Raw genomic sequence first — 17,484 nt, 5'->3', positions numbered from 1 at the left:
ATGCCCCGGATGTTTAAACCTGTTGAAGAAAACTGGTTTAAACATCCTGCATTAATGCGGATCTGCCGCCATCTACCAGGTAAGTGGTGCCTGATGAAAACGCTGCGTAGGAGCTGGCCAGGAATACGCACCAGCCCCCAATTTCTTCCGGTGTGCCCAATTTTTTTACCGGGTGCAGGTTTTCGGTACGTTTTCTTTCCTCCTCGGGTGAAGGAAATGAATTGAACCAGGTTTGATTTCCAGGTGTGTCAATAAAACCAGGCGCTACGCCTACCGTGCGTATCAGCGGGCCCCATTCAATAGCAAGACTCCGTACCAGCCCTGTAAGCGCGGTTTTGGCAACATTGTAGGGAAAACATCCGGGTATGGTAGAGAAGGCGTGGTTGGAGGTGATAATAATGATCACACCATTTCCTGTTTTTTCAAGATGTGTTTTGCAGGCCCTGGCAAGTTCCCAGTGCGATGCCAGGTTTAATTGGATATTCCGGTTCCAGTCATCTTCAGAACAATTCGCGGCGCCGGTGAAAACATTGCCTCCTGCGCATGAAATCACAATGTCGATACGCCCCTGCCGCTGCGCTACGGCGTTTACAAAACCAGTAACGCTACTCTTGTCTGTTACGTCTACTGCAGTTATCCCGGCGCTCCCGTTAATATCGCAGCCTTCTACAGTAGCGCCGGCGCGGGCCATCATTGCTGCAATGCCGGCTCCTATACCCGACGCTGCACCGGTAACAATGACCACTTTCTTGTCCAGGTTTATTTCAAGCGACATACCATCTGTTTAAAATTGTTTTGAAAGACAGGCATCTTATTATCTCCCCGGAAATTACAAATAAACCACCACTCCATAGGCAGGCATACAGTTCTAAACGCATAATGCCGGCATGGAAAATGTTTGTGCAGGCACACCGGTGAAAGGAAGTTGTACGGCAAACAAAGAGCCGCTATCGGGATAAGTTTGCAGTTGCTGCTTTGTTAACCCGTCTTTTGCAGTGGTAATAAAAAGCTGGTTCATACCGGCGCCGCCAAAGGTGCAGGAGGTTACATGGGGGGCATCTACCCATACTTTACCAGTCAGCTCACCGGTGCGCGGATGATACCGGTGTACGGCATTGCCTCCCCACATGGCTACCCAAAGCATCCCTTCATGATCAATGCACATGCCATCCGGTAAGTCCTTTGTTGTGGTAACGATCCTGCTATTGCCCAGGGTACCTGATAGCAGGTCGAATTCATACGCCCTGATATTGCGTTCCAGGGTATCAATGTAATACATGGTTTTATTGTCGGCCGACCAGCAGATGCCGTTTGAAATACTGATCCCGTCCAGCATTTTTCTCAGGGTGCCGTCGTAACAGTACAATGCGCCCTTATAAGGAAGCCCTCCTGTATGCATGGTGCCAAACCACAGGCGTCCCATGGCGTCGCATTTACCATCATTGCATCGCAGCTCCGGGGCTTCGGCCTCAACAGGGGTAAGCACCAGGGGAGGCATACCGTTTAACGAAGACATAACCAGTCGCCCCTGCATAGCCAGCAGGAACCGGTCGTTACCGGCAGGAATAATCAGGCTGGTAAGACTGCCTGTATTCCACCGGCGATGCGCCCCGGAAACCGGGTCAAAACAATGGACCCGCCGGGAAAGGATATCAACAAAGTATAATTGCCGGCGATGTCCGTCCCATACCGGTCCTTCGCCAAGCGCAGCATCCGCCGGGTAAATCACCTGCGCCCTCCACTCTCTGTACCTGCTATACATAAAAGCCCGGTTTTGGTTGAAGGATACCGGGATGCTTTTCCATCTCCGTTTCCACGAGGTCAACGCCCAAACCCGGGCGGGCGCTCAGGTGAAGGTGCCCGTTTTTAACCATATCTGCAATCGGGTGAGTGATGATGGTATCTCTCCAGGGTACATCGTTAAACATAAATTCCTGCCGGAAAAAATTCGGAACTGCTGCACATACCTGCGCCGATGCCAGTGTGGAAAGCGGACCGTTAGGATTATGCGGCGCCAGCAGCACATTGTAGGCTTCCATCATAGCGGCCATTCTTTTCATTTCCGAAGGGCCGCCACAGCGGGTAATATCAGGCATCATGATATCGCATACATTTTTTTCCAGCAAAGGCCGGATGCCATGCCGGGTATAATGGCGCTCTCCCACGCAAATAGAAACATTGGAAGGGATACGCTCTCTCATTGCCCGGAGATTGTCTGCGCTTTCCGGTCCCGCAGGTTCTTCATACCAGGTGATATCCAGCGCTGCCAGTCGCTGCGCCATTTTTACCGCCACCCTGTAGTTCAGCATGGCATGGGTTTCTATCATGATATCGAAATCGGGGCCTACCGCTTCCCTTACCGCCTTGCTTACTTCAAATGCAAGATCCTGTTGTGCGGGCGTAAGCGTAAGGTTGGAAGAAAGATCTTCTCCGTATAAATAATTGGTATGTGCAAACGGGTCAAATTTTAAACCGGTGAAGCCGGCGGCTTTTACTTTCTTCGCCTGGGCTGCGTAATCAGCTGCATTATGACCACCGCCGGTAAACCAATAGTTGGCATACAGCTGTATTTCCTGCCGGTAGGCGCCGCCGAGTAACTCATAACAGGGCACTCCCAGCGCTTTCCCTTTCAGGTCGAGCAGGGCCATGTCAATGCCGCTGATAGCGCATAAACTGGCGCCATATGGTCCCATCCAGTTCAGATCGCGGTAAAGTTTTGTCCAGATAAAATCCGTTCTCATCGGGTCCAGGCCAATAATACGCTCGCCTACATGTTTGGCAGCATTGTAAACAATAGGGCTGCCGGGCCAGTTGGTGGCTTCGCCCACACCGGTAAGCCCGGTATCGGTATAAATTTTCAGCAGGGTCCAGTTATATTTCACTCCCTCAACAAGCCATACTTTTACATCAGTTATTTTCATGATCAGTATTTTTAATCTTTTGATTTGCTCATGGCAGACTTAATGTCATCGTTCCTTTCAGCGTTTTATTTTTAATATTGATCTTCCCGTCTGAATGAGGCGATCCGTAAAAAGGCTCCGATCCGTTATTGCTGTAATCCGCAATCAGCCACTGGATAGCGGCATCCTGCCACCAACAGCGGGAATGTTGTTTGCTGTCAGACAATACCTGTAATGTATTGCCCGTCTTATCAGAAAGGGAGGCATGCCAGATGAATTTTTTGGTAGACCTGAAATCATTTGATCCCAGTTCATTGGCATCATCTTTCCAGGGGCCTTTGGGCATCACGCCAAATTCTTCCACTGCATTCAGCTGCTTCGCATTAAGATGTGCTTCACCACTATTCCTGCCTATATCATCGGGGTTATAACTGCTGAATTCTCCTTTACGCACCCAGCTAAGGGTTTCAAATGTTGGCGGAAGCTGCATGAGCAGGCCATACTGGTAAGGAATGGAATCGGTTCCCTGGTAATTTACTTCGTAGGTGGTGATCAGCTCACCGGAGGGCGTAAACAGGTACGACTGCTTTCCTTTCCCGGCAGTATAGGTAAGATCAGCATCTACTCTAATACCGGCAGGCGACTGACTGGCTTGAATCCCGCTGGAAAAAATGGTATACAGCGGGTAGTTTTTTAACGGAGAGATGTTGTTCTGATAAGTTTCCCCTGCTACATTGGGCTTTCCGCCATCGTCGCTGTTGGCAGGCGCCACACAGAATACAGGTCCCTGGCGCAGGAGGGTGTCCGTATTTTTACGGAGGCTGGTAATGATGCCTTTGGTTTTACTGATGGTGTAGGTGTAAGGGCCTTGTTGTATAAAAATAGCGCCGTTGTTCTCTGTCATGCTGAGCGTATAGTTAGCTTTTGGAGATACAACAGGAGGCGCTTCTCCCAATTGTTCCTCCGCGCATATAAATCCCCGGGGATCTGTAAATGTAAGATGAACCGGCCCGTCTTTTTCTTTGGGTATGCGTAGCGTACCGGTGCTGCCGGCAGGAATGGAGGAGGAGAGGAGCTGTCCGTTGGCGCTGATCTTTACTGCTTTTAAAGAAGTGAAATCATACCGGTTCTGGATGGTGAGCTCAATATAGCCGTTACGTTCACGCATACCCGTTATCTTCACAGGACTATAGGCTTTTTTTACGCCGGCGTATTCCGGCTTAGGTCTTCTCCATGCATCTATAGGGCCCCAGGGGCCGTATCCAACAATTTGTCCGCCTGGCAGGTGGAAGATATCATCTATACCACTCCATATAGCGCCGCCAAGACATCCCTTATAATGATAGATAGAATCATAAAACGTTACCAGCGGCGCATTGTAAGCGCTGCGGATGCCCGGGTCTGTAGCCAGCTCGCGGCGGTTGTAACAGGAGAGATGCGCGTATTCGCCAAAAAGAACAGGTCTGACGGATTTCGCTGCATACGCGGGCCCGTTGATATCCGGGTAGTGATATACCGCGATATCTGCCTTGCTATGTGCATTATTGTACCCTCCCCAGCATTGGTCGTGGAAGGTAGTGGGGCGGGAAGGATCTGTTTTCTTCACAAAGGCCAGCACCTTTTCCCAGAGCGGGCTCCATAGGGATTCATTGCCCAGCGACCAGATAATCACTGAAGGATGATTTCTTCCTGCATGGATGTTATCGGCGTTAGCCTGGATCATATACGGCAGGAATTTCTCATCTTTATAATTCCACAGTTTCCAGATGGGCGATGCGCCATGTTGCACCCAGGTGAGCGCGGCTTCGCTTTCCACGAACAAACCCAGTTCATCTGCCGCGTCCAGGAATTCTTCGGAAGGTGGGTAATGGGAAGTCCGGATATAATTGCAGTTGGCATCGCGGAACAGCAGCGCATCCTGGCGGCTTAACGCAGGCGTGATACTGCGGCCTGTGAGCGGATGCACATCATGACGGTTCACCCCGCGCATTTTTACCGGCTTGCCGTTTACCAGCAGTTCATTGCCTTTCACGGCCACCTGTCGGAAGCCGGTTTTATAGTGAGTGACAAATATGGTTTTCCCGTTTTGCAGTAATTCCACCTGTAGCTGGTACAGGTAAGGATGTTCCGGATTCCATTGTTGGGGCGCTTTTACGGGAAGATGATATTCTTTTTGCAGGCAGCCGCCCGGCGCAATACCGGCTTCAGGCACGCTATTGAATTGCTGTACTGTTTTTCCTGTGGCGTCTTTTAATGTAAAGCGCAGGGAGGTAACAGCCGGCGTAGCTGATTCGTTGGCCGTTTCCGTGGAGATGTGCAGCGTAGCGTTTTTGTATTGAGGATCAAACGTGGTGTTGATGGCAACATCTGCCAGGTTCACCGCTGGCAATGCAAACATGCTTACTTTACGGATTAAGCCGCCAACGGTATGCACGGCGTATTGGGAGGTGCATGCCAGGTAATCGCTGATGGTGAGCGCCTGTACTTCAACGGTAAGCGTGTCTGTTCTGCCGTTCAGCGCATCGGTAATATCCATTTCGAAAGGCACAAATCCGCCTTCATGTTCTCCCACTTTTATGCCGTTTACTTTCACCAGGGCATGACTGCTTACTGCATCAAAACGGAGCTTTATGCGTTGTCCTTTCCAGGATGCCGGAACAGGGAGTGCGCGGGTATACCGGGCTGTTTCGCCTTCGTTCACTGTAAAGCCCTGCATCACCCATTCTCCCGGTACCTGGATGGGGTACTGCTCCTGGAAGGTCCAGGTGCCGTTCAGGGAAATCACTTCCTCCGGCCGTGGCGACAACCGTTGTGTTTGCGCTGAGGCAGAAAGGAAAAGGACGGTGGTAATAATTGTCAGTATCCTCTTCTTCATGATTACATTATTCCGTATTTCTCAAATGCCTCGGTGGCGCTCATGCCTTCCAGGATTTTTTGTTGCACCATTTTTTCTCCTCTTGCTTTCTCTATGGCCAGCGAGAAAATTTCTTCTTCTGCGTCGCGCGGAACGATGCAAACACCGTCTATGTCGCCAAGAACAATATCGCCCGGCATTACTTTCACGCCCCGTATTTCCAGTGGCACCCTGAAGTCTATTACTTTACCGCGAGGCGCCTGGTCCTGTGCATACCTGCCGTAGGAAAATGTAGGGAAACCCAGCTGCAGGATACCGCGGGTATCGCGGGAATATCCATCTACAACGGCGCCTGCTGCACCCAGTTGCATGGCGCGTGTGCTCATCAGCTCCCCCCACAGCGCATAAGCAGGCGAAGCCCCTGTGCAAATATATACCTCATTCTTCTTCAGATCATCCAACGCCTGCAACATCAGTCCAAAGGGTTGCTTCAGTAATTCATTGCGGCCTGTTCCAGGTTTGTCTGCAAATACATCTGCTTCCAGTACCGGCATAGCGCGGCCTACTACGAACATATCTGTATGAAGCGGTTGTATTTCCGGTGGCAGGAACTGGTGCATTAATCCTGATTTATCCATAATGTCGCCCACCACCGCAGTGTATAACTCCTGTTTTACAATGGCGAACAGCTCATCATCATTCTTCCATAACCGGCTTACCGCATGGTTGCTGTGCTTATTCATATCTTTCCTGGTTTTTGCTTGTCAATGCGCCGGTACTATTTACCAGCGCTGGTTTCGGTTGGCAAAATAGTAGCTGTGGGCCGGTTGTTTCATAACTATTTTAGCTAAAACATTAACGATATTATCCATTTTTACTGTTTTTTTCAATAAATAGGTAATAATAGTTATCTTTCGGAGATGAAAGCAAGATTGATGGACACCGGGCTTGGTGCTAACAGGCAATTCCGCGTGAAGCATGTGGACGAGTATTTTTTGAATTCACCTTTTCATTTTCATGAGAGTTGTGAAATTGTGTTGATTGAAGAAGGGCACGGGAAACGTATTGTAGGGGATCATATCGATGATTTTGACAAGGGGGATCTTGTGCTGATGGGCCCCAATCTTCCCCATATCTGGCAGAACGATAACAGCTACTTTCAGAAACGGAAAAATCTCCGGGTAAAAGCTACCGTATTATATTTCGAGCCGGCAATGATCCTTAACCTGGTAGAAGGAATGGAGGCGGCTGCAGCGGTAAAATCCCTTTTCATTCATGCAGGCAGGGGACTGGTTGTTAAAGACGACACCCACGCGAAACTGCTGGAAAAAATTCATACTATACGCGCTACCGACGGGCTTAAAAGGATGTCTGTTTTCCTGGATATTATTGACACGCTTTCAAAGAGCAGCGACTATGAACATCTTGCCAGCGATCATTACCGTAATGCTATGTCGGTGAAAGATGCCGGCAGGTTCAATGATGTTTACCAGTTTCTTATCACTAATTTCTATCGTGAAATCCCGCTGGAAGAAGTAGCTGGTGTTGCGAAAATGTCGCCCACTGCATTCTGCCGTTACTTTAAAGCGAGAACACAGAAATCATTTGTTACTTTCCTGCAGGAAATACGCGTATCCCATGCCTGTAAGTTATTACGCCAGGATAAATTGTCTGTAACGGAAGTGGCCATGGAAAGTGGTTATAACAACCTGGTGAACTTCAACAAATGTTTTAAAGGAATAACGAAACTCAGTCCTTCTGAATACCGCAAGAAAACAAAGAATGAAATGGCGACTGCCTGATGTATACCTGTACCAGGGAAAATGGCAGCAGGCTGCCGATGCGCCAGCGTATCCGCCATGAGCGTCGCATTGAATTTGCCGGAGAAGGGCTTTATTATTCCGATTACCTGATGCCATTTCCGCAGGGGTATATTGACAATGACCCGAATATGAAAGGACAGCAGAATCCGGGTTACGGTCAGTAGGTTTTTGGGTGAAATATAAGAGGTACTGTTTTAATTTCCAGATAATTATCTGGAAATTAAAACAGTACCTCTTTACGGTATCGCTATTCCCTGCTACCAACCGGAATTCTGTGGCGCCAGGTTCGGATTTAAGTTAAGTTCCTGCAATGGAATCGGCAGCAAATACATTTTATCATTCCAGGTGCGCGATGTAATGGCATATGGACGTACATAGGAATTGCTGTTTACCACCACATTGCTTACATCATAGGTGTATTGTGCTCTCATAGCGGGCAACAGTTTCATTCCCAGGATGGTTTCGTTGTTATTGATAAGCGGTCCTGCATGCCATCTGTGAAGATCGTCGAAACGGAATCCTTCGGTAGCCAGCTCAATGCGGCGTTCTCTTCTTATTTCATCTATCAATATACTCACGTCAGGGAAATGTGTTTGCGGGTCCCGTTGGAGGCTGGCCAGTTCCATATGTGGCATGCCTACCCTATCCCTGAGCTTATTAATGGTATTATCCAGCACATCCTGGGTACAGGTGCCCAATTCTGCTCTTGCTTCGGCATCAATCAGCAGCGTTTCTGCATAACGGAATATGAAGAAATCATAAGTGGAATTGTTCGCATTCCAGGCGCTTATGCTGGACGAGCGGCCTTTTATACCCTGGTACCCGGTAGAAGTAACATTGGTGCCTACTCTTGGCAGGGTAATCAGGTCTCCATTCAGAAAATCAAATCCCCTTGTTGCAATGGTTTGTTTAAACCTGGGATCCCGGTTTATGATTTCCATGCCCAGTGAGTCGTCGCCTTTATACCGGGGGCTTAATGCGGTGGGCAGCCCATCTGTACACAGATAGGTACGTACAAAGTCTTTGCTGTATCCATCGCCGGATTCTCCCAGCTGTCGGTCTACGTTATTGTAGGTATTGGCAGAGGCCATATAGCGCATAGACATGATCGCTTCAGGATTGCCTTTCAGCTCGTCCTGGATAAAGAGGTTATAATAATCCGACTGTGGCTTACCGGTAGAATAAATGCTATAGTTTTTTGAGTTGATGAGCTGTTCGGCGGCATCAGCAGCTGCCTGGAGATAAGCGGTACCATCGCCGGCCTTGAAATATTTCCTGTAGGTACCTTCCCATAAACTTACTCTTGCCTTGAATGCAAGCGCCTGGTACTTGTTAAGCCGTCCGTCCTGCGAAGGGGCTACCGGCAGATAGCTCACAGCGGTATTGAGGTCTGTCAGCAGGGCGTCCATCACTTTTGCATGAGATGTTTTGGGGCCGAATAACTCAGCGGTGCTGGTATCTGTGAGATAACTGGTAATATAGGGCACATCCCCATATGATCTGACAAGATTGAAATACTGCATGGCACGGAAGAAAAGCGTTTCGCCGACGTAGATATTTTTGACGGAGTCCGGGATATTCGCTTTCTGATAACTCATCAGGAACAGGTTACAGGCCCTGATATTGGTATAAGGCGTATTCCAGTTTGCGTCGCTTTGTGGAACTGTATATGTTCCCGCCAATAATGCATTCAATGTCTGGGGAGCCTTATCATCCGATTGAGCATCCGCGTTTACCAGGAATTGAGTGGGCAGCCATGCATAATATTGGTTGCAATATACCTGCAGATCACTTTCAGTATTAAAAAAGGTTTGCGGTGTAATAGCGCTCAATGGCTGCCTGTCGAGGAACGCATCCTTCCGGCACGAACTTATTGCGCACGTTACTACTGCTATAAAAATAATATTAATCAGCTTTTTCATAATAATACGTTTGAATCGTTTTATAAACCAACCTGAATACCAGCAGACAACGTTTTATTAAGCGGGTAAGTGGTGTAGCCGGAAATCAGGTCCGGGTCAAAACCGCCGAATAAAGAAGTAATTTTAAAGAGGTTTTCCCCGGTTACATATACCCTTACATTTTTGATCTTCGAATTTCCAAACAGGGCATTGGCGAAAGTATAACCCAGGGTTATTTGTTTAAACCTGGCATAGGCTACATTTTGCAGGTATTTGGTTTGTGTTTGCTGGTTGCCGCTTCCGTTAAACCTGACCCGTGGGAAATACGCATCGGTATGATCGGGTGTCCAGTAATCCATTGCGTATGCGTAAGGGATACTCCATTCGCCGCCTGCAAAAGCATTGAATACATTGGTGCCGGTTGGACTGAAATTCTGTTTCAGCAAGCCTTGTACAAAGGTGGTGAAGTCGAAGCCTTTATATTCCAGGTTGATGTTGATCCCAAACCTGTAACGTGGCTGGCTGTTACCGATAACGGATAAGTCGCCATGATCTGCCAGTGTTCTTTTCCCGTCATTTATTTTTTTATCGCCATTCAGATCTTTGTATTTTATATCTCCCGCCAGCCAGTTATATCCTGCCAGCCGGCTGTTATCTACTGCCTTTGCTTCTGCGTCTGTCTGATAAAATCCATCGGTGGTATATCCCCATATTTCGCCCATCTTTCTGCCAGGGTTCAGGTCATTGATGCTCTGCGTCGGATTCTGGTTGTATTTAGTAACGGTGGTTACAGCGTCTGAGAGGTTAATGCTAACCGCATAGTGGAGCTTATCATTTATTATTTTGTCCTGCCAGGTGATATTGAACTCCCAGCCATTTGTGCGGAGAGAGGCGGTGTTTTGCCTGGGCGCACCAGTTCCGAGCACTGCCGGAAGTTGCTGACCGGCGGTAATCAACCCGGAAGTATTGGTAACGAAGTAATCGAAGCTGCCACTTAGTTTTTCTTTCAGGAGCGAGTAGTCGAGCCCGAAGTTAGACGTGGCTATCTTTTCCCAGGTCAGATCACTGCGTACCAATCCGGCGGGCGTTACTACGATCCCTGGCTGATTATTGAACAGGTATCCTGTAACACTGTTTCCCATTGTAGATAATGTAGGATAGAAATTGCTGATGGAGATCGTGTTATCAGCAGCACGCTGATTAGGCAGATTTCCGTAAGAAGCACGCAGCTTTAACTGGTTGATCAATTTTACATCCTGCATAAAGCCTTCCCGGGAGATATCCCAGCCTGCAGACACGGAAGGAGAAAATACATACCGGTGTCCCTGCTGAAACCTGGAGGTACCATCATACCTGCCATTTACTTCCAGCAGGTATTTATCTTTGTAGGCATAGTTAACCCGGAAGAAAGTCCCTATCAGGGCATATTCTGCTTCCAGGCTATTGATGGAAGGTTTGGGGTCGTTATTGAGCCCTATGGCCGGTATAGATGGCACAATAATATTGATGGCAGTGGGCTGTATGTTAATGTAGTGCCGGTATTCCTGGTTATATCCCACCATGGCCTTTACGGCATGTGCCTTCGCAAAGGTATTTTCATAGGTGGCATAACTGTTAAAAGCATAATAGGTATTATTCCACCGTGTTTCAATCACGCGGGGAGTTTTAGTCCATGGAAAAACATCGAGGAAAACGCCGTTCACCCCGTATTCATTGAAAGGAACAAGATTGGCTTTGTCATAATCCGTGTTACTGTTCCACGTATAGTCGGTAACGATAGTAAGGTGTTTTACCGGTTGTAGTATTGCTCTGGCGGTAGCCCAGTAGTCATTTACATTATCCACGTCCCGGCCTCCCAGTGTATTTATAGCCACCGGGTTGGTGAAGCTACCCTGACCGGAGAAGTTTCCATCGGCATGTTTTACAGGCATTACCGGCCGGAGGTCGCCGGGTATCCATGAGCCGCCCTGATTAATAAGCGTTAGCGCCGGTTTATTGTTAGTGGTGCGGGTCATGCTCATATTAAGGTCGAGCGATAGCCAGTCGGTCACTTTCGATGTCAGTTTCAGGTTGGGCGTGTACCGGCGGTAAACCTGGTTAGCCGATTTCTGAAGTCCGTTCTGGGCATAGTAGCCCATGCTTGCCATATAGGTCAGTTTTTCGGTACCACCTGCCAGCGACAAATTATGTTGTTGCATTGGCGCCCATCCGGGATACAGTGTTTTTACCCAGTTGTTGTTACCTACATAGCGGTACAGGTTAGGGTTGCCCGGGTCTACATACATATCTGGATTGTTGGCCGGATCATTATAGTAAGCCATGATCATAGTGGAGTCCTTAGCTGTAAATGGACTGGTAGAAGTATATCCCCCGGTGATACTACCGGTATACTGGGCCTGGTTAAAGAGGGTAAGGAATCCTTTGGAGTCAACATATTTTGGAAGATTGGCCGGCTTTGATATCGAATAAGAGCCGGAGTAATTCAGGCTGGGTTCTCCTGATTTTCCTTTTTTGGTAGTGATCAATATTACACCGTAGGCAGCACGACCGCCATAGATGGTGGCGGAAGCCGCGTCTTTGAGTACGGTCACATTCTCCACATCAGAGGGGTTTATCAGGTTGGGATCACGTTCTACCCCGTCTACCAGTATCAGCGGGCTTCCCTGGCCTGCGCCGTTGATAGTGGGTAATCCACGGATATTAAATGATGCGCTTGTACCGGGTTGTCCGTTTCCCATGCTTACGTTCAGGCCGGGTACCAGTCCCTGTAAACCATCTGCCAGGTTCACCAATGGCCTGCTTGCCAGTTTTTCAGCACCAACAGATGCTACCGCGCCGGTCAGATGTATTTTCCTGGTACTGCCATATCCTACGTTCACCACCACTTCCCGGAGGGTACCAGTGGAAATTGTCAGCACTACATTGATAGTGCCGTCCTGCTGTATGGTTACTTCCTGTTGATCATAGCCGATATAAGAAAATATCAAAACTTCTCCCGGGCTGGCGTTGATACTATAAGTGCCTTGCGCATTGGTAATAACGCCTCTGCTGCTGCCTTTTACATGGATGGACACGCCCGGCAGTGCGTTACCAGTTGAATCGGTTACGCGGCCATGTATTTCCATCCTCTCCCGGAAAGCTCCCAGGCGTTTGATGGTAATCGCCTTTTCAACGATCTCATAAGTTAAAGGCTGGCCTTTGAAACAGATGTCCAGAAAGTCTTTCAGCGGTGCGTTCTTTATATTGATTTCCCGGATGACTTTTGCATCGGATAGTAATTCATCCCGGTAGAAAAACTGGTAGTCCGTTTGCTGTTTTACCATTTGTATTGCTTCCAGCAGCGATACATTTTTCCCATAAATAGTGATCTTTTGTGCCAATGTTTCGGCGCGCAGCTGAGTAACGGCAATCAGTATTAATAAACTGCTCAGCTTCATCATCAGCCATGATTTTGGTTTCCTTTTACGCTGGTAAAAGGTAAGGTTGGAAAGCTTTATCATATGCTCGTGGAGATTTGGTTTTTAGAAAATAACTATCTGCTGAGCGGACAAAACCTGTCCCTCAAAATTTCCTGACGGTGCACTATTGGTCACCGGCATTCTTACCGGCATGTGCTTTTACGGGAATTATTGTTTTATGGCATCGTAATTACAGGCTTTAATAAACGATTAACTTATTCTTCTCTATTTTAAACTGCAGTCCACCCGTTTCCAGTATTCTTAATACCTGTGAAAGATTGTTGTCTCTCTTAATAGATCCGGAAAAATGCCCGGTTGGGATTTTGGTTTTGTATTCAATGGTGAAATTATACCATTGTGATAGCATTGACAAAATAGCCGGAACATCCCAGCCGTTGAAATTAAATTCATTGTTCTTCCATGCGAGTGCTTCTTCCATATCAGGATGCAGTAAGAGGTTAGACATTCCGTTTTCAACAACTGCCTGTTGCCCGGGTTTCAGCATCATTCCATTGTTCACGTTTACTTTCCCCTCTATGAGGGTTATTTTCGTTTGTACGTCATCGTTATAAGAGCGGATATTGAAATGCGTTCCCAATACCTTTACATTGCTTTTGCCCAACTTCACAATAAATGGATGTGCAGGATCATGTTTCACTTCGAAGTACGCCTCTCCGTATAAAGAAACCGTTCGCTCGTTCCCGGTAAAGGCATTGGGGAAAGTAATGCCCGATGCGGCGTTGAGTAATATGGAGGTGCCGTCTGCCAGTAACAGGTGAACAGGCTTACTACCTTTGGGAACGGTGAGTGTATTGGATACCGGCCTGGTAGTGCTGCCGCTGAACGCAAGGGTGCCATCGGCATATTTTATAATTTTTACATTTTCCTGGTCCGCCACCAAGCCGGATGGGGCATCTTCAAAGTGAATGCTACTGCTGTTTTCAGGCTTCAGCAACCCGATAGACACCGTGGGCGCTGCGATATCGTTTCCTGTTATCACATGGGTGGGAGAGGACATCCCTTTTTTATGCAGCAGATAACTGCCAACGCCAACAACCAGGGCAATGCCTGCAGCGATGCCCGACATATACATCAGTCTTCTTCTGAAAACATTCACTGGCTTTACAATATTCAAAAACATCTTTCTTTTCTCCGCGGGGGTAAAAAAAGGAGTGTCTTCCTGTTGAAAGTAAGCGGTTTGAGAAAGTTTCCCGGCTTCATTATCCATTCCTGGTTCTTCCAGGAGCTGCATTAGCTCCTGCACATCTTTTTCGGCAATGGTATTGTGGCACCACTGCTCAAAGAGTGTTTTCATTCTTTGCTGTCTTGAAAACTGATCCATGAAGATATGTTTTTCGATACGTGGCTTACTGTTTCTAACCGTCTTCTATTATTTGACGCAGGAAATTTAAAAAAGGGGGTATTGCGGGAGAAAAATTTTATAAATTTTTTATGATGGCGAAAAAAAGCCCGGTAGTTACAATCCCGGAAACCTCTGAAATGATGGACTGGGTGGCTATTTGCAGGTACTTTTTGACGGTCTCTGTCGATATATGCATTTGCGCGGCAATTTCCTTATGGGAAAGTCCCTCATGCCGGCTTAATATAAAAACCTTTTTTTGTTGCGGTGGTAACTGGGCGATCGCTTTTTCTATGGCACTGAGCTTTTCATCTTCCCAGCTATTGTCTTCCTCGTTCCAAAGGTTATACGTAATCAATTCCTTTCCGGCCCTTTCCCGGATAGCCTTTCTCAATACGGAGATCGCCTGATTTTTAGAAACGATATACAGCCACCCACGAAAGTTACTGACATCGGGGAGCTTATACCTGGTATTCCAGATCTTCAGGAAAACATCCTGCACTACTTCTTCCGTTACTTCTTTCGAATGAGTGAGTTTGAAAATATATGTTCCGAGAATATCACTAAACCGGGTAATGAGATATTCAAAAGCTTTTTCGTTACCATTGGCAACCTGAGCAAGCAATTCTCCTTCCGGCATGTTATTGTAATGATGGAACACAATCCTAAATTAAGGAAGTTTGCAGAGATACCATGGAGTGGATAGTATCCTACAATTAAATGAACAAAAAGTATTATTCCTGGTTGGATAGTTGTATATTTTTCTCATAAATTGATATAAAATTAACTTGCGCCTTTTGCCATGCCTGCTCCGGATTCCCTAATCCAGGTGGGTTTACTGCTCCGCCAGGGTGTTCATGCACCTTTACATCCTGTGTGGCCTGTGCCTCTGTACGCCTATTTAACAATCTTATCAGCTCTATCATATATTGCGTCATGGGTACCCGGGAGGCTACTCCTTTAGGGATCATATTGTGCATTTCAAACACCGGTGCTTCTCTTTCAGTTGCACCAGCTCTGCGTGTATCATTCTTTTTATGCTTCTTTCGACCGAAAATAGATTTTAGTCCAACTATTTTTATGAGCGTAAACGATTTTTTCAGGGCTTTTCAAAATCCTGGTAATGCAGATGGCAGCTGTTCCGCACAGACGTGGCAGGGTAATTGTTTTTTTGCCATAACGAGCTATTAGTATAAATTTCTGAACAGGCCGGTGGTTTACGGAACAGGAAAGATCAGACAGCCGGAATTGATTAACGGGTAAAGAATTAAATATATAAAGATGAAAGAACAACTCACAAACACAGCGCTCCTGGTGATGGATATGCAGGAGCAAATGCTGAAAGGACTGCCGGAGGCAGGTCCTTTGATAGAAAAAACCGCAAAAGCGATCAGTAATGCCCGGAACAAGGGAGTGCCGGTTATTTATGTGGTGGTGGGTTTTCGTAAGGGAGTGCCGGAAATCAGTTATCGTAATAAAACCTTTAGTGCAAGGGCGGCGACCCTGAAGCAGCAGGACATGGAGCAATGGATGAAAATTGCGCCGCAGCTGGCTCCTGCAGAAAATGAGGCGGTGGTGGTAAAGCGCCGGTATAGCGCGTTCACGGGTAGCGACCTGGAAGTGCTGTTGCGGGGCATGAACATTTATCACCTGGTTTTGGCGGGCGTAGTTACCAGCGGTGTGGTCCTTTCCACCCTGCGGGAGGCGGCTGATAAAGACTTTCAGCTTACAGTACTTTCAGATGCCTGCCTGGACCGTGATCCGCAGGTGCATACTTTCCTGGTGGAGAAGATCTTTCCTCAGCAGGCGGAGGTAACCACCGTAGAGGCATGGACGAATGGGAAGTAGGTATTTTCCCCGCGCGGGATACAGTATCCGGGCCCTTTGCAGTTATATTGACCGGATGTTAAGAAAAAAGGGACTATTTTGCAGGTTGATTCAGGATAAATAGTATTAATATGTCTACAGGTGAAAATGTAAGTGCCGGCTTAAACGGAGATCCATATGAAAATTTTCGTTCATTGTTGCAGCAATCCGTGGTATTTCCCACTGAATATACTTTTAAGTTTATTATCAGGGCCGATAAGGACAAGATAGCAGATCTGAAGGCGATGTTTGCCAATGCGAAAGCCAGTATCAGCGAAACCAGTTCTTCCGGCGGGAAGTATAAGTCATTCACCGTACAGGTGCTTGTGCAGGACGAAGAAGAGGTGATTGCCTATTATAAAGAGGTATCAAAGATCGATTCGGTGATTATGCTGTAAGGGCAGCCGCCGGGTAAAAGCATATATGAACGAATTGTTATAATATTGACATTTTTCGATGTATGTGTCGCTGATTAAACCTTATTAAGTAATTTCGGCCAGTTACATATAAACTATATTTAAATTTATGAAGCAATCAGTTCCTGCTTTTGCCCTGCTGCTCACGCTTGCAGCATGTGGAGGTGCTTCGACCGACCAGGCGAAGACCGAAGAAAAGAAAGAAGCGGCTGTAGCCACAGGCGCAGCTTATGTAATTGACACCGCAACTACAACCGTTCAATGGCGCGCTACCCACAAAGGTGGATTTGCGCCACGTTTTGGCAGCATCAGGGTAACTGATGGCAGCCTGAACGTTGAAAACGGAGCAGTTACCGGTGGTAGCTTTAACGTAAACCTGGGCAGCCTGGCGGTAGATCCGGCCTCTGTTACTGAGCCTGATAAAAAACCGGCCGACCTGGAAGGGCACCTGAAAAGCCCCGATTTCTTTGATGTGGCCAAGTATCCGCAAGCCAAATTTGTTATTACATCTGTAGCGCCTTTCGACAGCACCAAGCAGAAAAGCCTGCTGGCTGGTGCCACCAACCTGATCAGTGGTAACCTTACACTGAAAGACAGCACCCTGAACATCACTTTTCCTGCACAAATCACTGTTAGCGAAAACGACGTTACTGCAAATGCAAAATTCGTGATCGACAGATCTTCATGGGGTATCAACTACAAAACTGAAGGTAGCCCTGAAAACTGGATGATCAGCAAAGATGTTGAAATTGGCTTCAGCCTGAAAGCAGCAAAGAAATAAGTTGCTTACTGTACTAAAAAAAAGCAGCCTGGTATATTGTACCAGGCTGCTTTTTTTCTGCCCATCTCTATGTCTCAGGACGTTCAGTGAAAACCGGGAGCCGCAGATCCGGCCCCCGTTATCAT

14 protein-coding genes are annotated in these 17,484 nt (G+C 47.4%); 5 read left to right on the top strand and 9 right to left on the bottom strand.

Features of this window, described 5'->3' with window-relative positions; translation table 11 throughout:
- Nucleotides 1–37 precede the first annotated feature (37 nt).
- The 5 genes from VIM72_RS18295 to VIM72_RS18275 form a co-directional block, all read right to left on the bottom strand.
- Nucleotides 38–775 (bottom strand): SDR family oxidoreductase, encoded by a 738-nt coding sequence (locus VIM72_RS18295; protein WP_332004272.1) that lies wholly within the window; start codon nucleotides 773–775, stop codon nucleotides 38–40.
- Between the two features lie 93 nt (nucleotides 776–868).
- Entirely contained in the window at nucleotides 869–1,762 is an 894-nt protein-coding gene (locus VIM72_RS18290; RefSeq protein ID WP_332004271.1) for an SMP-30/gluconolactonase/LRE family protein, read from the bottom strand.
- Nucleotides 1,755–2,921, bottom strand: a complete 1,167-nt coding sequence (locus tag VIM72_RS18285; RefSeq protein ID WP_332004270.1) for a mandelate racemase/muconate lactonizing enzyme family protein — start codon at nucleotides 2,919–2,921, stop codon at nucleotides 1,755–1,757. Before VIM72_RS18285 ends, VIM72_RS18290 begins: the two co-directional genes overlap by 8 nt.
- A gap of 28 nt (nucleotides 2,922–2,949) precedes the next feature.
- Nucleotides 2,950–5,775 carry a glycoside hydrolase family 2 TIM barrel-domain containing protein gene (locus VIM72_RS18280; RefSeq protein ID WP_332004269.1) on the bottom strand — a complete coding sequence of 942 codons (2,826 nt, stop codon included), beginning with the start codon at nucleotides 5,773–5,775 and terminating at the stop codon, nucleotides 2,950–2,952.
- 2 nt (nucleotides 5,776–5,777) lie between these two features.
- The gene (locus VIM72_RS18275) at nucleotides 5,778–6,497 is read right to left on the bottom strand and encodes an RraA family protein (protein ID WP_332004268.1); all 720 of its coding nucleotides are present in this window, start codon (nucleotides 6,495–6,497) and stop codon (nucleotides 5,778–5,780) included.
- Nucleotides 6,498–6,674: 177 nt separating this feature from the next.
- On the opposite strand from VIM72_RS18275, the gene VIM72_RS18270 reads away from it, so the two are divergent.
- On the top strand, nucleotides 6,675–7,556 hold the full coding sequence (locus VIM72_RS18270; protein ID WP_332004267.1) for an AraC family transcriptional regulator: 882 nt from the start codon (nucleotides 6,675–6,677) through the stop codon (nucleotides 7,554–7,556).
- Nucleotides 7,556–7,741: a hypothetical protein gene (locus tag VIM72_RS18265; RefSeq protein WP_332004266.1), complete on the top strand. Its 186-nt coding sequence runs from the start codon at nucleotides 7,556–7,558 to the stop codon at nucleotides 7,739–7,741. The genes VIM72_RS18270 and VIM72_RS18265 overlap by 1 nt, the downstream gene beginning before the upstream one ends.
- A 93-nt stretch (nucleotides 7,742–7,834) precedes the next feature.
- Here VIM72_RS18265 and VIM72_RS18260 read toward each other — a convergent pair whose 3' ends face one another.
- The 4 genes from VIM72_RS18260 to VIM72_RS18245 all read right to left on the bottom strand — a co-directional run bounded on the left by VIM72_RS18260 (nucleotide 7,835) and on the right by VIM72_RS18245 (nucleotide 14,957).
- On the bottom strand, nucleotides 7,835–9,499 hold the full coding sequence (locus VIM72_RS18260) for a RagB/SusD family nutrient uptake outer membrane protein (protein ID WP_332004265.1): 1,665 nt from the start codon (nucleotides 9,497–9,499) through the stop codon (nucleotides 7,835–7,837).
- A 20-nt stretch (nucleotides 9,500–9,519) separates the two neighbouring features.
- On the bottom strand, nucleotides 9,520–12,978 hold the full coding sequence (locus VIM72_RS18255; RefSeq protein ID WP_332004264.1) for a TonB-dependent receptor: 3,459 nt from the start codon (nucleotides 12,976–12,978) through the stop codon (nucleotides 9,520–9,522).
- Between the two features lie 157 nt (nucleotides 12,979–13,135).
- Entirely contained in the window at nucleotides 13,136–14,278 is a 1,143-nt protein-coding gene (locus tag VIM72_RS18250; RefSeq protein ID WP_332004263.1) for a FecR family protein, read from the bottom strand.
- Between the two features lie 97 nt (nucleotides 14,279–14,375).
- On the bottom strand, nucleotides 14,376–14,957 hold the full coding sequence (locus tag VIM72_RS18245) for an RNA polymerase sigma factor (RefSeq protein ID WP_332004262.1): 582 nt from the start codon (nucleotides 14,955–14,957) through the stop codon (nucleotides 14,376–14,378).
- A gap of 620 nt (nucleotides 14,958–15,577) precedes the next feature.
- Between VIM72_RS18245 and VIM72_RS18240 the strand changes: the two genes are divergently transcribed.
- The 3 genes from VIM72_RS18240 (at nucleotide 15,578) to VIM72_RS18230 (ending at nucleotide 17,359) form a co-directional block, all read left to right on the top strand.
- Complete coding sequence (locus tag VIM72_RS18240; protein ID WP_332004261.1) at nucleotides 15,578–16,144, top strand: isochorismatase family cysteine hydrolase; 567 nt, start codon at nucleotides 15,578–15,580, stop codon at nucleotides 16,142–16,144.
- A gap of 110 nt (nucleotides 16,145–16,254) precedes the next feature.
- Complete coding sequence (locus VIM72_RS18235; protein ID WP_332004260.1) at nucleotides 16,255–16,560, top strand: HP0495 family protein; 306 nt, start codon at nucleotides 16,255–16,257, stop codon at nucleotides 16,558–16,560.
- A gap of 127 nt (nucleotides 16,561–16,687) precedes the next feature.
- A complete protein-coding gene (locus VIM72_RS18230) occupies nucleotides 16,688–17,359 on the top strand; it encodes a YceI family protein (protein WP_332004259.1) in 672 nt (223 codons plus the stop codon).
- Nucleotides 17,360–17,484: the final 125 nt, after the last annotated feature.

Origin of the sequence: Chitinophaga sp. (assembly GCF_036569185.1) — a bacterium.
In the GTDB taxonomy this organism is placed as follows: Bacteria; Bacteroidota; Bacteroidia; order Chitinophagales; family Chitinophagaceae; genus Chitinophaga.
Note: the sequence above shows the minus strand (reverse complement) of the source record. Positions and strands in the feature narration are given on the sequence as shown.

Bases quoted from the DNA above. Each gene is read 5' to 3' on its own strand.
- VIM72_RS18295 (WP_332004272.1), bottom strand. From the start codon at position 775: ATGTCGCTTGAAATAAACCTGGACAAGAAAGTGGTCATTGTTACCGGT.
- VIM72_RS18290 (WP_332004271.1), bottom strand. From the start codon at position 1,762: ATGTATAGCAGGTACAGAGAGTGGAGGGCGCAGGTGATTTACCCGGCG.
- VIM72_RS18285 (WP_332004270.1), bottom strand. From the start codon at position 2,921: ATGAAAATAACTGATGTAAAAGTATGGCTTGTTGAGGGAGTGAAATAT.
- VIM72_RS18280 (WP_332004269.1), bottom strand. From the start codon at position 5,775: ATGAAGAAGAGGATACTGACAATTATTACCACCGTCCTTTTCCTTTCT.
- VIM72_RS18275 (WP_332004268.1), bottom strand. From the start codon at position 6,497: ATGAATAAGCACAGCAACCATGCGGTAAGCCGGTTATGGAAGAATGAT.
- VIM72_RS18270 (WP_332004267.1), top strand. From the start codon at position 6,675: ATGAAAGCAAGATTGATGGACACCGGGCTTGGTGCTAACAGGCAATTC.
- VIM72_RS18265 (WP_332004266.1), top strand. From the start codon at position 7,556: ATGTATACCTGTACCAGGGAAAATGGCAGCAGGCTGCCGATGCGCCAG.
- VIM72_RS18260 (WP_332004265.1), bottom strand. From the start codon at position 9,499: ATGAAAAAGCTGATTAATATTATTTTTATAGCAGTAGTAACGTGCGCA.
- VIM72_RS18255 (WP_332004264.1), bottom strand. From the start codon at position 12,978: ATGATAAAGCTTTCCAACCTTACCTTTTACCAGCGTAAAAGGAAACCA.
- VIM72_RS18250 (WP_332004263.1), bottom strand. From the start codon at position 14,278: ATGGATCAGTTTTCAAGACAGCAAAGAATGAAAACACTCTTTGAGCAG.
- VIM72_RS18240 (WP_332004261.1), top strand. From the start codon at position 15,578: ATGAAAGAACAACTCACAAACACAGCGCTCCTGGTGATGGATATGCAG.
- VIM72_RS18235 (WP_332004260.1), top strand. From the start codon at position 16,255: ATGTCTACAGGTGAAAATGTAAGTGCCGGCTTAAACGGAGATCCATAT.
- VIM72_RS18230 (WP_332004259.1), top strand. From the start codon at position 16,688: ATGAAGCAATCAGTTCCTGCTTTTGCCCTGCTGCTCACGCTTGCAGCA.